Source organism: Pseudomonas sp. S4_EA_1b, from assembly GCF_016307435.1.
Classification (GTDB): Bacteria; Pseudomonadota; Gammaproteobacteria; order Pseudomonadales; family Pseudomonadaceae; genus Aquipseudomonas; species Aquipseudomonas rhodesiae.
Genome location: NZ_JAEILC010000035.1, coordinates 46,941 through 60,761 on the forward strand (window position 1 = coordinate 46,941; position 13,821 = coordinate 60,761).

Consider the following 13,821-nt stretch of genomic DNA (forward strand, 5'->3'; position numbering starts at 1 on the left):
TAGCGCCATTTAGATCAGTAAAGAATAAACGTAACGCTGCAAACGTCACCTACGATCAAAAAAGCGACGCCATGATGGCCAAACGCATATCCTCCCGTCAATTTGTTACAGTTTTTGTATCGGAATAGTTTCTTTTGATGACAAGCCCCGACACTCAAGGGCCGAGCAACACCTTCTTCACGCAATCTACTCCTTGCCGCGCTTACCGTATCGGCCCTTACCGAGCGTTCTGAAGGGTTTATATCCCTTTACGACAGCCACGTTGTCGCACCCCGGCACACGGCGAGGTCTGAAGAAACCTAAAAAGGTTGGCGCGAGCCAGCTCGCGCCTGCAACAAGGTCGCGAGGGTTAGAGGGCTTTTTCGAAAATCTTCGAATTGCGCTGGTAGTTGTACAGCGAGGCGCGCGCGGACGGCAGACGGTCCACGCTGCTTGGCACAAACCCACGCTCCCGGAACCAATGGGCAGTGCGGGTGGTGAGGACGAACAACGTTTTCAAGCCCTGAGCCCTGGCGCGGGTTTCGATGCGCTCAAGCAGCTCATCGCCGCGCCCGCCGTGGCGGTATTCGGGGTTCACCGCCAAGCACGCGAGTTCACCGGCATCCGAATCGGCGATCTGGTACAGCGCCGCGCAGGCGATGATCATGCCTTCGCGTTCGACCACGCTGAACTGCTCGATTTCGCGCTCCAGCACTTCCCGCGAGCGGCGCACCAAAATGCCCTGCTCTTCCAACGGGCTGATCAGGTCGAGCAGGCCACCGACGTCCTCAATCGCCGCCTCGCGCACCAACTCGAATTGCTCCTGAGCCACCAACGTACCGCCACCGTCGCGGGTGAACAGTTCGGTGAGCAGCGCGCCGTCTTCGGCATAGCTGACGATATGGCTGCGCCCTACCCCGCCCCGGCAAGCCTGGGCCGCTGCGTCGAGCAATTCGGCTTGGTAGTTGCTGCTGCCCAGGCGCTGCAAATGCGCCGGCACTTGCTGCGGACGCAACTCGCGCACCAAACGCCCATGTTCATCGATCAGGCCGAGATCGGCACCGAACAGCAGCAATTTATCGGCTCCCAAGTCGATCGCGGCGCGAGTAGCGACATCTTCGCAGGCCAGGTTGAAAATCTCTCCGGTGGGCGAGTAACCCAGGGGCGACAGCAAGACGATAGAGCGCTCGTCCAACAGGCGATTGATGCCCTTGCGGTCGACCCGGCGCACTTCGCCGGTGTGGTGGTAGTCCACGCCTTCGAGTACGCCGATGGGGCGCGCAGTTACCAGATTGCCGCTGGCCACCCGCAGGCGCGAGCCCTGCATGGGCGATGAGGCCATGTCCATCGACAGGCGCGCTTCGATGGCGATACGCAGATGGCCGACCGCATCGATCACGCACTCCAGGGTAGCGGCATCGGTGATGCGCATGCCTTCGTGGTAAGCCGGGGTGAGGCCGCGCGCTTCAAGGCGCGCTTCGATCTGTGGACGCGAACCGTGCACCAGCACCAGGCGCACGCCCAGACTGTGGAGCAGCACCAGGTCGTGGACGATATTGCCGAAGTTGGGATGGTCCACACCATCGCCCGGCAACATGACCACAAAGGTGCAGTCGCGGTGGGCATTGATGTAAGGGGAAGCATGACGAAGCCAATTGACGTATTCGGGCATAACACCTGGGCCTGTAATAAAAAGCAGCCAAAAAAGGATGAATCGTGAAAGCGCACGGCGGGCTGATGGTTATCGTCGGAACAGGCTTGGCGACACGCTCACTCTCCTTCTATGTACGAACAGGCAGGGGTTAATTTATGCGGGTTTCAGGCAGTAATGTTCGATCAAATCCCGCAATAGACGCACTGTAGGCGTCAGGCGTGACATTTCGAGGTATTCGCCCGGCTGGTGCGCACAGGCGATATCGCCAGGGCCGAGCACCAGGGTTTCACAACCAAGGCGCTGAAGATAAGGCGCTTCGGTGCCGAACGCTACTGCTTCGGCACGATGACCGGTCAAACGTTCCGCAACCCGCACCAGCTCGGCGTCTTCCGGCTGCTCGAATGGCGGCACCGCCGGGAACAGCGGCGCGTAGTCGATCTTGACTTGATGGCGCTCGGCCAACGGTTGGAGCTTCTGCCGAATGGCATCGCGCAACACTTGAGGATCCATGCCGGGCAGGGGGCGCAAATCGAACTCCAGGGAGCATTGGCCACAGATGCGGTTGGGGTTGTCGCCGCCGTGGATGCAGCCGAAGTTCAGGGTCGGTTGCGGCACGCTGAATTGCGGATTGCGGTACTCGCGCTGCCAGGCCAGGCGCAGGCCGCGCAGTTCACCGATGGCATCGTGCATGGCTTCAAGGGCGCTATGGCCGAGGCTGGGGTCCGACGAATGGCCGCTGCGACCGAGAATGTCGATGCGCTCCATCATCACGCCTTTATGCAGGCGGATCGGTTTGAGGCCCGTCGGCTCGCCAATCACCGCCGCGCGGCCCAGTGGGCGACCGGCCTCGGCCAGCGCACGGGCGCCGGACATGGAGCTTTCTTCATCGCAGGTAGCGAGGATCAGCAAGGGCTGCTTGAACGGTTGATCCAGCAGCGGCAACACTGCCTCGATTATCAAGGCGAAAAAGCCTTTCATGTCGCAACTGCCCAATCCTACCCAGCGACCGTCGATTTCCGTCAGTTTCAGCGGGTCGGTTTTCCACAACGCGGGGTCATAGGGCACGGTGTCGCTATGCCCGGCCAGCACCAGGCCGCCAGGGCCGCTGCCGAAACTGGCGAGCAGATTGAATTTGCCTGGGCTGACGGTCTGGATGTCGATGCTGAACCCCAGGTCACCCAGCCAGCCGGCAAGCAGGTCGATCACCGGGCGGTTGGTCTGGTCCAGGGACGCCTGGGTGCAACTGACCGACGGCGCGGCAATCAACGCGGCGAACTGCTCTTTCATGGACGGCAACGGCATATACAGTCTCCCCACTTCCCGGATGAACCTCACTATAGAGGCATCTGCACGACACAATAAACCGTTGCGGCGCGTTGCCGGGCTCAGTCCTGTACACTGCACGACCTTGGCAGCCACTCTTTTCCCCGGCTGCGCTCCCGATCCTGGATTTTCCGGCCATGCAGAAAGAAACCGAAATCAAGCTCCGCGTCAGCCGCGAAACACTCGCCGCGCTGCGTGAGCACCCGTTACTGAAAAAACGCAACAAAAGTGGCTGGGAACGCCGTGAGTTGATGAACCAGTATTTCGACACCCCCGAGCGCGACCTGGCCCAGGCCAAGGTTGCCCTGCGCCTGCGCAAGGACGGTGACGACATCATTCAAACCCTCAAGACCCGTGGCCAGAGCGTCGCCGGCTTGTCGGAACGCAATGAGTACAACTGGGACTTGCCCAAAGCCAAGCTCGACGTGAAGAAACTCGACGGCGAGTGCTGGCCCGAGCAACTGGCCGAGCTGGACAAAAAAACCCTCAAACCGATTTTTACCACCGACTTCGTGCGTGAACGCGCCGAAATCGCCTGGGGCCGCGGCAAGGCCAAGGTAGTGATCGAAGCCGCTCTGGACCTGGGCCATGTAGTGGCCGGCAAACAGAAAGAAGAAATCTGCGAGCTGGAACTGGAACTGCGCGAAGGCGAGCCGGCCGCCCTGCTGGAACTGGCCGCCGAACTGGCCGCCACCCTGGCGCTGATGCCATGCGATATCAGCAAGGCCGAGCGCGGCTACCGCCTGTATGACGCCAGCAGTTACTCCCTGAGCCTGCCGGCGCCACAGCTACACGCCGAAATGCCGCTGGACGATGCTTTCGCCGCCCTGATGTGGCACCTGCTCGGCAGCAGCCAGCGCCTGGCTGAACAATACCGTTTCAACGGCCACTGGCGCCTGCTGCAGGACTGGGTCGATAACCTCGGCGAACTGCGTGCTCTGGTCGGCAGCCTCGGCCAGGCCGCGCCCCGCCAGTCCACCAGCGAACTGCGCACTGCGCTGGACGCGCTGCTGGAAGACTGGCGCCCACTGGTGCAGGCCGGTGACGATGATGAAGACATCCGTAAAGCCGCACCGGAACAATTCGCCGAAGAATTGGAAGACGTGCGCTGGGGCCTGTTCTCACTCAACACGTCGCGCTGGTTGATGGCCCGCACTTGGACCGCCGACCGCAACGTGCGTGGCAACCGCCAGGGCGCCGCGCAAATCGCCAACTGGTTGCCGCGCCTGCTGGCCGACGACGCCGTCGCCTTGCAACTGCCACGCTACCAGCAGCAGCCGGAAGACTTGGCCGAGCAACTGCCACGTATCGAACGCATCCAGGCCTGGCTGCACCACGCCCGCCATGTGCTGGACATTCCGGAACTGGATCGTCTCTACGGCGAGCTGAACAAGTTGGCGCTACTGGCCAACCAGCCGATCACCGATGAGTCGCTGGATGCGCGGATGCACCAGGCGATTGCGGTGTATCAGAACCGTGCGTGGAAGACCCTGCTGCGTCTGTAACATTGCAATCGGCCGCCAGCCCTCCCACATTTGAAATGCATTCCAAGTGTGGGAGGGGGCTCGCCCCCGATAAGGTCCACCCGGTCAGCGTAATACTGGCAGGCTGGTGGTCGACTTGATTTCAGACAGCGCCACAATCGAATTGACCTCCTGAATCCCCGGCACCATCGACAGCTTCTCGAAGAAAAACCGTTCGTACGCCTCGATGTCCGACGTCACGATGCGCAGCAGGAAATCCACTGCCCCCATCAGCACGTAACACTCCAACACTTCCGGAAACCCGCGAATCGCCTCGGTGAACTCGGTGAAGTTGGAACGGCCGTGGGCGTTGAGTTTGACCTCGGCGAATATCTGCGTGTTAAGGCCGATTTTCTTGCGATCCAGCAATGTCACCTGACCGCGTATCACCCCTTCCTCCTTGAGCCGTTGAATCCTGCGCCAACAGGGCGACTGGGACAGGCCGACCTGCTCGGCGATCTGCGCGCTGGACAGCGACGCATCTTCTTGAAGCAAGGCCAGGATGCGGCGATCGTAGGCGTCCAAATCACTGTGCATAAAAATACCTTCTTTGGACCGTCTATTGGATTGAATACGTTTTTATGTCCGTATTTACGCCAATATTAGATAAGAAATCTCCGAGGTTGGATGTAAAAATTCCTCCACTCAATTTGGAGAGTCAGCATGCACGCCGTCGAAACCACTCCGCCTGTCACCCGCGTCGATGCATGGGCCGTCAACACCGCCCACTGTCAGGCCCACTACCAGATCGTCGCCGAAGCCGAGCCCGATGTGCTGTGCCGCGTGCTCAACTATTTCGCCCTGCAATTTCTTACGCCTCGGCAGGTCTCGGTGAGTCGAGACGTAGACGTACTGAATATCCAAATTGTGCTCGATGGTCTGAGCTGGCATCGGGCCCAGGTGATCGGCGAAAAGATTCGAAACCTGATCAGCGTATGTTCTCTGGACGTGTGGACGCCCGATGCACTGGGGGCCGGCGTCCAGATGGCGGTCGCCAGGTAAAAACCTGCAACACAGGTTGACGTCGAGAACGTCGGAGGCTGACTAGCCTGGGGAAACATCCAAGGCCATCCGGAAACCTCTTCATGCCTGCTGATCGTCGTTTGGAACTGCACCCGTTGCTGCCACCCTTGGTGGAATATGGGCTGATTACGCCCGACATCGCGCACCGCTTATCGGCGCTGCCAGCCGATACGACCCGCCACCCACTGGAGCGCATCGCGGAGCTGGGGCCATGCCTGGAACGCCTCACTCAGTGGCTTGCCGAGCAGGCCGGGCAAGTCTATCTACGCATCGACCCGCTGAAGATCGACGTCGCGACGGTGGTGCCGCTGATGTCCCATGCGTTCGCCCAACGCCACGGCATCCTGGCGGTGGCGGTGGACGCGCAAACCGTCACCGTTGCCAGTGCGCAGCCCTATGTGACCTGCTGGGAGGCCGGCCTGGCGCAGGTGCTCAAGCGTTCGATCACGCGCGTGGTGGCCAACCCGCAGGATATTCAACGCTGCATCGGCGAATTCTATCGACTGGCACAATCGGTCAACGGTGCTGAGCAGAAGGTCACCGCACCGGGCCATCCGGACCTGCTCAACCTTGGGGGCAGCGATCAGGAGCCGGACGCTAACGATGCACACATTGTCCATATCGTCGATTGGCTGCTGCAGTACGCCTTTGCCCAGCGGGCCAGTGATATCCATATCGAGCCCTGCCGGGATCAGGGCCGCGTGCGCTTTCGCATTGACGGGTTGCTGCACGATGTCTATCAATTCCCACCCCAGGTTACGGTGGCTGTGGTCAGCCGCCTCAAGAGCCTGGGCCGCATGAACGTGGCGGAGAAACGTAAACCCCAGGACGGTCGGGTGAAGACCAAAAGCCCGGCGGGTACTGAAATCGAGTTGCGCCTGTCGACCCTACCCACGGCCTTCGGCGAAAAACTGGTGATGCGGATTTTCGACCCTCAGGTCCTGCTCAAGAGTTTTGACCAGTTGGGTTTGTCGGATGACGACCGGCACCGCTGGAATGCCATGACGCGCCAGACCAACGGCATCATCCTGGTCACCGGGCCTACCGGCTCAGGCAAAACCAGCACGCTCTACACCACGCTCAAACAGCTCGCGACCCGTGAGGTCAATCTGTGCACCGTGGAAGACCCGATCGTGATGGTCGAGCCGGCGTTCAATCAGATGCAGGTGCAACACAATATCGACCTGACCTTTGCCAGCGGCATCCGCGCTCTACTGCGCCAGGACCCGGACATCATCATGATCGGCGAGATTCGCGACCAGGAAACCGCAGAAATGGCTATCCAGGCCGCGCTGACCGGGCATCTCGTGCTGTCCACCCTGCACACCAACGACGCGCCCAGCGCCATCAGTCGGCTTCAGGAACTGGGTATTGCTCATTATTTGATCAAGGCTACCTTGTTGGGGGTGATGGCGCAGCGCTTGGTACGGGTGCTATGTCCTTATTGCAAGCGTATGGGCGATGACGGCCATGAAGCGGTGGGATGTGCGGAGTGCCGTCACAGCGGTTACCGGGGAAGAGCCGGTGTTTACGAAATCATGATATTGGACGAGTCGCTCAAAGCGCTGATTACCCCGGGCGCCGATGTTCAAGCCCTGCGTCAGGCGGCGATGGCGCACGGGATGTGCAGCTTGCGCATGGCGGGCATGCAGAAGGTCAGGACGGGGCAGACCACCTTGGCTGAAGTGCTGCGGGTCACCCCCTCAGATTCAGTAACAAATCCCTAGATTACGGCGCGGGCAGATCGTTCTTATCGCAGACAACACCATTACAATCAGCAAACGTTGCGTCACTGACATCATCAGATAGGGAATCGTCATGCAAATCGGAACCGTACTGCTGCTCTTTGTAGGATTGGCCATCGCCATTCTGTTCATGGGCTTCAAAGTCGTGCCCCAGGGTTACCAATGGACGGTCGAGCGCTTTGGCCGCTATACGAACACGCTCAAGCCAGGCCTGAATATCATCATCCCGGTCATGGACCGTATCGGTCGCAAGATCAACGTAATGGAAAGCGTGCTGGATATCCCGCCGCAAGAAGTCATCACTGCCGATAACGCCACCGTGCAGATCGATGCCGTGTGTTTCTTCCAGGTGGTCAATACCGCTCAGGCTGCCTACGAGGTCAACAACCTCGAACACGCCATTCGGAATCTGCTGCAAACCAATATCCGAACCGTACTCGGTTCGATGGAACTGGATGCGATGCTGAGCCAGCGCGATGGCATCAATGAAAAACTGCTGAAAACCGTGGACGAAGCCACCGCGCCCTGGGGCATCAAGATCACACGTATCGAAATCAAAGACATCAGCCCCCCGGCCGACCTGATGGCAGCCATGTCCGGCCAGATGAAAGCCGAGCGGATCAAGCGTGCGCAAATCCTTGAAGCTGAAGGGCTGCGGGCCTCGGCGATCCTCACCGCAGAGGGCAAAAAGCAGGCCCAGATTCTGGAGGCCGAAGGTAGCCGGCAAGCGGCGTTCCTCGAATCCGAAGCCCGCGAACGCCAGGCCGAGGCTGAAGCACGGGCGACCCAAGTGGTGTCGGAAGCCATCGCCTCGGGCAACGTGCAGGCGGTCAACTACTTCGTCGCGCAAAAGTATATCGACGCCCTGGGCAAGCTGGCCTCGGCCAACAACAGCAAGGTCATCCTGATGCCGCTTGAAGCCAGCCAGGTGATCGGTGCGGTCGGTGGCATCGGCGAGATCGTCAAGGCAACGTTCGATAACAAGAAGGGCTGAGGCCATCGCCATGTGGGATTTCCTGCTGCACCTGTCGTTTTGGGATTGGCTGGCCTTGGGCACAGTGCTGTTGATTCTTGAGGTCTTCGGCGCCGGTGGTTACCTGCTATGGATGGGTATCGCAGCGGCAGCCGTGGGCGTGATCAAGTTTCTGGTTCCGCCCCTCGCGCTGGAATGGCAACTGCTGTTGTTTGCCGTGCTGTCGATATTGACGGCGGTGTACTGGTGGAAACGTCAGCGCAGCAGCGCCAAGGTCAGTGACCAACCGGGGCTGAATGAACGCGGCTCAGAGTTGATCGGCCGCACATTCGTGGTGCACCAGGCGATTGTGGATGGAAGAGGTAAGGTGAAGGTCGGCGACGGTGTGTGGATGGTCAGCGGCCCCGACTGCCCGGTAGGCGCTCAAGTACGCGTGATTGCCCAGGAAGGCGTGGTGTTGAAGGTTGAAACTGTTTAGTCAATGACGGAACTCGATTGGGCTAACCACGATCCAAACGTACAGATCACCCACCCGGAGTCACCCATCATGCGTCTCAAATATGCTGTCGCAACCCTCGCTGTGCTTTCCCTTCCTGTCGGTTCAGCCATGGCCGACAGTTTCTGGCGCAATGTCATCTCCTCCGGTGCCACCACCGGCTCGACCTACCTGACATTCAAAGACCACAAACTGGTGGTCGCCGCTCAAGACGACGCCGGCAGCTTCGTAGCCAGCGACGGTGGTATCCGTGGCCCGTACCTGGAGGCCGCAATGCAGAAAGTCCGCGCCGACAACCCAGGCTTGCAAGCCACGGACATGGAGTTGGCCAACGCCATCCTCGCGAAAAACGCTGTCACTGAGTGATAGCTTCTCGCTGAAAAATGCCGCTTTTGAAGCGGCATTTTTTTGCCCGGAAGGCGACGATTCATTCACAGGCGACAGGCTATATTCAGTCGAACCGTGCAACCATGCCGGTGCGCACACGCCTCACCACCATCGCCAATCAGAACGGATGCCGTCATCGTCATGAGCCAACAGCCTTTCCTGCCGTTTTCCAAACCCACCATCGATGAAGCCACCATTTCGGCAGTAGGCGACGTATTGCGCTCGGGCTGGATCACCAGCGGGCCGAAGGTGCAGGCGTTCGAGGCGCAACTTTCGGAATATTTTGGCGGCCGTCCGGTGCGCACGTTTAACTCAGGCACCTGCACCATGGAGATTGCCTTGCGCATCGCGGGCATCGGGCCGGGCGATGAAGTCATCACCACACCGATCTCCTGGGTAGCCACCGCCAACGTCATTCTGGAAGTTGGCGCCACACCGGTATTCGCCGATATCGACCCTGTTACCCGTAATATCGACCTGGCCCAAGTGGAAGCCGCGATCACGCCACGCACCAAGGCAATCATTCCTGTCTATCTGGCCGGCTTGCCGCTGGACATGCCGATGCTCTATGCACTGGCCAATAAGTACAACCTGCGTATCGTCGAAGATGCCGCCCAGGCGCTGGGCTCCACCTGGGACGGCGAGCGCATCGGCGCCACTGGGGATTTCGTGTCGTTCAGTTTCCAGGCAAACAAGAACATCACCTGCTCCGAGGGCGGCTGCCTGGTGCTGAACAATGCCGATGAGGCGCGGCTGGCCGAAAAGTACCGCCTGCAGGGCGTGACCCGTACCGGCTTCGACGGTCTGGATGTGGATGTGCTGGGCGGCAAGTTCAATATGACTGACATTGCCGCCGCCATTGGGCAGGGACAATTCGCTCATATCGAGCAGATCACTGCCCATCGCCAGAATCTTGCGCGTCACTACTTCAACTGTTTTGGCAGTGACTTCGAAGAAAAGTACGGGGCGCAACTGCCGCCGGCCGACTTCGAAAACAGCAACTGGCACCTGTTCCAACTCGTGCTGCCGGAACGCCAGGACGGTTTGCCCGCCCGCGCTACATTTATGGAGCGGATGCAGGCCCACGGTGTTGGCATTGGCTATCACTACCCGCCGATCCACCTGCTGAGCCTGTATCGGGCGCAGGGTTTCAAGGAAGGCATGTTCCCGGTGGCGGAAAAGGTCGGGCGTTTGATCGTGTCGTTGCCGATGTTCACGGCGATGACGGAGGCGGATGTGGAGCGCTCGGTGGCGGCGGTAAAGGCCGTCTTGACGGCGAGCTGAACACTCACGACTCAATGTGGGAAGGAACTGGCGCCCTCCCACATGAGACGTGCGTTATTCGCCGATGGAAGCTTTGTAGCCGGCGGCATCCAGCAGCTTGTCCAACTCAGCCGGATTGCTTGGCTTGAGCTTGAAGATCCATGCCGCGTACGGGTCGGAGTTCAGCAGTTCAGGGCTACCGCTCAATTCCTCATTGACGGCAGTCACTTCACCTGCGATCGGGGCGTAGATATCCGAAGCCGCTTTCACCGACTCAACCACCCCAGCCTGGCCACCGGCCGCGAACGTGGCGCCCACCTCAGCCAACTCAACAAACACCACATCCCCCAACGCTTCCTGGGCGTGATCGGAAATACCGACGGTCACCGTGCCGTCAGCTTCCAAACGGGCCCATTCATGACTCTCGGCAAAACGCAGGTCGGCTGGGATATTGCTCATTGTCTGTGTCCTCAAGAAGAAATGTCAGCGGCCATTGGCCCGCCGGAATAGTTAGATCAAGGTTTTGCCATGACGTACAAAGGTCGGTTTGACCACTCGAACCGGGTACCACTTGCCGCGGATTTCCACTTCGGCCCGGTCGGCGGTTGCCTTCGGTACACGCGCCAGGGCAATGGATTTGCTCAGCGTAGGAGAGAAACTACCACTGGTGATCTCCCCTTCGCCAACATTGGCGATACGAACCACCTGATGAGCGCGTAAAACCCCACGTTCTTCCAGCACCAGCCCCACCAATTTGAACTGCACACCCGCCGCCTGCTCTGCTTCCAGCGCGGCGCGACCGATGAAGTTGCGCTCGGCCGGCTCCCAGGCGATGCTCCAAGCCATATTGGCTGCCAGCGGCGAAACGTCTTGGTGGATGTCCTGGCCATAGAGGTTCATACCGGCCTCAAGGCGCAACGTGTCACGAGCGCCCAGGCCGATGGGCGAGATGCCGGCCCCAACCAGATCGTTGAAAAAACCCGGTGCCTGATCGGCAGGCAGCACAATTTCCAGGCCGTCTTCGCCGGTGTAACCCGTGCGGGCGATAAACCAATCGCCATCGGCCTGGCCTTCGAAAGGCTTGAGTTGATGAATCAAGGCGCCACGCGACTGAGTGACCAGCTCGGCAATTTTATGCCGGGCTTGGGGGCCTTGGATGGCGAGCATCGCCAGTTCCGGCCGTTCACGCAGTTGCGCTTGGTACTCGCCCAGTTGCGCCTGCATCCAGGCCATGTCCTGGTCACGGGTGGCGGCGTTGACCACCAGCCGGTAACCGGTTTCGGTGCGGTACACGATCATGTCGTCCACCACACCGCCCCGCTCGTTGAGCATGGCGCTGTACAACGCATGGCCGCAGCCATGCAAACGACCGACATCATTGGCCAGCAGGTGCTGGAGCCATTCCTTGGCCTGGGGGCCTGTGACATCGATCACGGTCATATGAGATACATCGAACACCCCGCAGTCGCGTCGCACCTGATGGTGCTCTTCAACTTGCGAGCCGTAGTGCAAAGGCATATCCCAACCGCCAAAATCGACCATTTTCGCGCCGAGGGCGAGATGCAGGTCATACAGAGGCGTACGCTGTCCCATGGGTTTCTCCTTCCGGGCTTGGCGAAGGTGCGCAGCGTTGCCAAACGCGCTGGAAGCCTCGAACGACAAGGTCTGCAGTCACGCTAAGCGCGCCGATCCGAAGGATGGACCGCACCGAATGCCGCGCATTGTAGCCGCAAGCCGTAGGACTGGCACCTAACCGATTTGCCGAGCTGAACGACGGATCAGCCCGATGACCGGCAGCAACCCCACCAACACCAGCGTCAATGCCGGCAGAGAGGCCCGCGCCCACTCGCCCTCGCTGGTCATTTCAAACACGCGTACCGCCAGCGTGTCCCAGCCGAACGGGCGCATCAGCAGGGTGGCGGGCATTTCCTTGAGCACATCGACAAACACCAACAACGCCGCGCTCAAGGCGCCGGGAAGCAACAGCGGCAGATACACTTTGCAAAACAGTCGCGGACCACTCACACCCAGGCTGCGCGCAGCCTCCGGCAATGACGGACGGATTCGCGCCAGGCTGTTTTCCAGTGGCCCGAACGCAACCGCCAGGAAGCGCACCAGATACGCCAGCACCAACGCAGCGAGGCTACCGAGCAGCAACGGTCTGCCCGCACCGCCCAGCCAGCCAGACAGCGGCACCACCAGTTCGCGGTCCAGATAGCTGAAGGCCAACATGATCGACACCGCCAGCACCGACCCCGGCAAGGCATAGCCCACATTGGCCAGGCTGATCCCGGAACGAATCGCCCGAGTCGGCGACAGACGATTGGCGAAGGCCAGCACCAAGGCCACGCTCACAGTAATCAGCGCCGCGATACCGCCGAGATACAGGGTGTGGACGATCAAGCCGGCGTAGCGCTCATCCAGGTCGAATCGGCCGCGTTGCCAGAACCAAGCCACAAGCTGCAGCAACGGAATCACGAAGGCGCACGCAAAGACCAGCCCGCACCAGGTACTCGCCGCCGCCGCTTTGAACCCTCGCAGGTGATACAGCGCCTTGCTCCGCGGCCGTTCATTGCTGGGGCGGCTGGCGCCTCGCGCGCGGCGCTCGCCGTAGAGCACCAGCATAACCACCAGCAGCAACAAGCTAGCCAGCTGGGCTGCGCTGGACAGGCTGAAAAATCCGTACCACGTCTTGTAGATGGCGGTGGTGAACGTATCGAAGTTGAACACCGAGACGGCGCCAAAATCCGCCAGGGTCTCCATCAGCGCCAGGGCCACACCCGCCCCGATTGCCGGTCGCGCCATGGGCAGCGCCACACGCCAGAACGCCTGCCAGGGCGATTGCCCCAGCACCCGCGCGGCTTCCATCAAGCCCTTGCCCTGGGCCAGGAACGCGGTGCGTGCCAATAGGTAGACATAGGGATAGAACACCAGCACCAACACGATGATTACGCCACTGGTGGAACGCACCCGGGGCAGGCGCAGGCCCGTACCGAACCACTCACGCAGCAGCGTCTGCACCGGACCCGAAAAGTCCAGCAAGCCGACAAAGACAAAAGCCAGCACATAAGCCGGAATGGCGAAAGGCAACATCAATGCCCAGTCGAGCCAGCGCCGTCCGGGAAATTCGCAGAGACTGGTCAGCCAGGCCAGGCTGACCCCCAGCAGCGTCACGCCCACGCCCACACCCAGCACCAGCGTGAGGGTATTGCCCAGCAGGCGTGGCATCTGGGTATCCCAGAGGTGAGACCAGATTTGCGCATCGATGCTTTGCCAGGACAACACCAGCACGCTCAGCGGCAGCAGCACCAGGGCGGCGACGGTGAAGACCGGCAGGTACCAGCGGCGTTGGGCGGGGTGGGCCAAAGGGGGGCTCTCGGTAATGAATATCTTGAAATCACCGCAACCCAATGTGGGAGGGGGGCTTGCCCCCGATGGCAGCGGATCAGTCACTG

The 13,821-nt window shown here is 60.5% G+C and carries 13 protein-coding genes; 7 read left to right on the forward strand and 6 right to left on the reverse strand.

Annotated features, from left to right (window positions below; all coding sequences use genetic code 11):
- Positions 1 to 349: 349 nt before the first annotated feature.
- Together argA and argE are read right to left on the reverse strand one after the other, a co-directional pair.
- Positions 350 to 1,651 (reverse strand): amino-acid N-acetyltransferase, encoded by a 1,302-nt coding sequence (gene argA / locus YA0848_RS11765; protein ID WP_034101368.1) that lies wholly within the window; start codon positions 1,649 to 1,651, stop codon positions 350 to 352.
- Between the two features lie 135 nt (positions 1,652 to 1,786).
- Complete coding sequence (gene argE, locus YA0848_RS11770; RefSeq protein ID WP_034101369.1) at positions 1,787 to 2,935, reverse strand: acetylornithine deacetylase; 1,149 nt, start codon at positions 2,933 to 2,935, stop codon at positions 1,787 to 1,789.
- A gap of 158 nt (positions 2,936 to 3,093) precedes the next feature.
- Between argE and YA0848_RS11775 the strand changes: the two genes are divergently transcribed.
- On the forward strand, positions 3,094 to 4,461 hold the full coding sequence (locus YA0848_RS11775; RefSeq protein WP_034101370.1) for a CYTH domain-containing protein: 1,368 nt from the start codon (positions 3,094 to 3,096) through the stop codon (positions 4,459 to 4,461).
- Between the two features lie 84 nt (positions 4,462 to 4,545).
- Here the strand turns inward: YA0848_RS11775 and YA0848_RS11780 are convergent, their stop codons facing one another.
- Entirely contained in the window at positions 4,546 to 5,016 is a 471-nt protein-coding gene (locus YA0848_RS11780) for an Lrp/AsnC family transcriptional regulator (protein ID WP_169867613.1), read from the reverse strand.
- Between the two features lie 126 nt (positions 5,017 to 5,142).
- Between YA0848_RS11780 and YA0848_RS11785 the strand changes: the two genes are divergently transcribed.
- The 6 genes from YA0848_RS11785 (at position 5,143) to YA0848_RS11810 (ending at position 10,387) form a co-directional block, all read left to right on the forward strand.
- Positions 5,143 to 5,481 (forward strand): hypothetical protein, encoded by a 339-nt coding sequence (locus YA0848_RS11785; protein WP_034101371.1) that lies wholly within the window; start codon positions 5,143 to 5,145, stop codon positions 5,479 to 5,481.
- 83 nt (positions 5,482 to 5,564) lie between these two features.
- Positions 5,565 to 7,229 (forward strand): GspE/PulE family protein, encoded by a 1,665-nt coding sequence (locus tag YA0848_RS11790; RefSeq protein WP_169902340.1) that lies wholly within the window; start codon positions 5,565 to 5,567, stop codon positions 7,227 to 7,229.
- 91 nt (positions 7,230 to 7,320) lie between these two features.
- Positions 7,321 to 8,241 carry an SPFH domain-containing protein gene (locus YA0848_RS11795; protein WP_010207363.1) on the forward strand — a complete coding sequence of 307 codons (921 nt, stop codon included), beginning with the start codon at positions 7,321 to 7,323 and terminating at the stop codon, positions 8,239 to 8,241.
- Between the two features lie 10 nt (positions 8,242 to 8,251).
- Positions 8,252 to 8,698, forward strand: a complete 447-nt coding sequence (locus YA0848_RS11800; RefSeq protein WP_034101373.1) for an NfeD family protein — start codon at positions 8,252 to 8,254, stop codon at positions 8,696 to 8,698.
- A gap of 69 nt (positions 8,699 to 8,767) precedes the next feature.
- The gene (locus YA0848_RS11805) at positions 8,768 to 9,082 is read left to right on the forward strand and encodes a DUF2388 domain-containing protein (protein WP_003176799.1); all 315 of its coding nucleotides are present in this window, start codon (positions 8,768 to 8,770) and stop codon (positions 9,080 to 9,082) included.
- A gap of 162 nt (positions 9,083 to 9,244) precedes the next feature.
- On the forward strand, positions 9,245 to 10,387 hold the full coding sequence (locus tag YA0848_RS11810) for a DegT/DnrJ/EryC1/StrS family aminotransferase (protein ID WP_034115415.1): 1,143 nt from the start codon (positions 9,245 to 9,247) through the stop codon (positions 10,385 to 10,387).
- A 54-nt stretch (positions 10,388 to 10,441) separates the two neighbouring features.
- On the opposite strand, the gene gcvH is transcribed toward YA0848_RS11810, so the two are convergent.
- The 3 genes from gcvH to YA0848_RS11825 all read right to left on the reverse strand — a co-directional run bounded on the left by gcvH (position 10,442) and on the right by YA0848_RS11825 (position 13,732).
- Complete coding sequence (gene gcvH, locus YA0848_RS11815; RefSeq protein WP_034101375.1) at positions 10,442 to 10,825, reverse strand: glycine cleavage system protein GcvH; 384 nt, start codon at positions 10,823 to 10,825, stop codon at positions 10,442 to 10,444.
- A gap of 51 nt (positions 10,826 to 10,876) precedes the next feature.
- A complete protein-coding gene (gene gcvT, locus YA0848_RS11820; RefSeq protein ID WP_034101376.1) occupies positions 10,877 to 11,959 on the reverse strand; it encodes a glycine cleavage system aminomethyltransferase GcvT in 1,083 nt (360 codons plus the stop codon).
- Between the two features lie 156 nt (positions 11,960 to 12,115).
- On the reverse strand, positions 12,116 to 13,732 hold the full coding sequence (locus tag YA0848_RS11825) for an ABC transporter permease (RefSeq protein ID WP_034101377.1): 1,617 nt from the start codon (positions 13,730 to 13,732) through the stop codon (positions 12,116 to 12,118).
- Positions 13,733 to 13,821 lie beyond the last annotated feature (89 nt).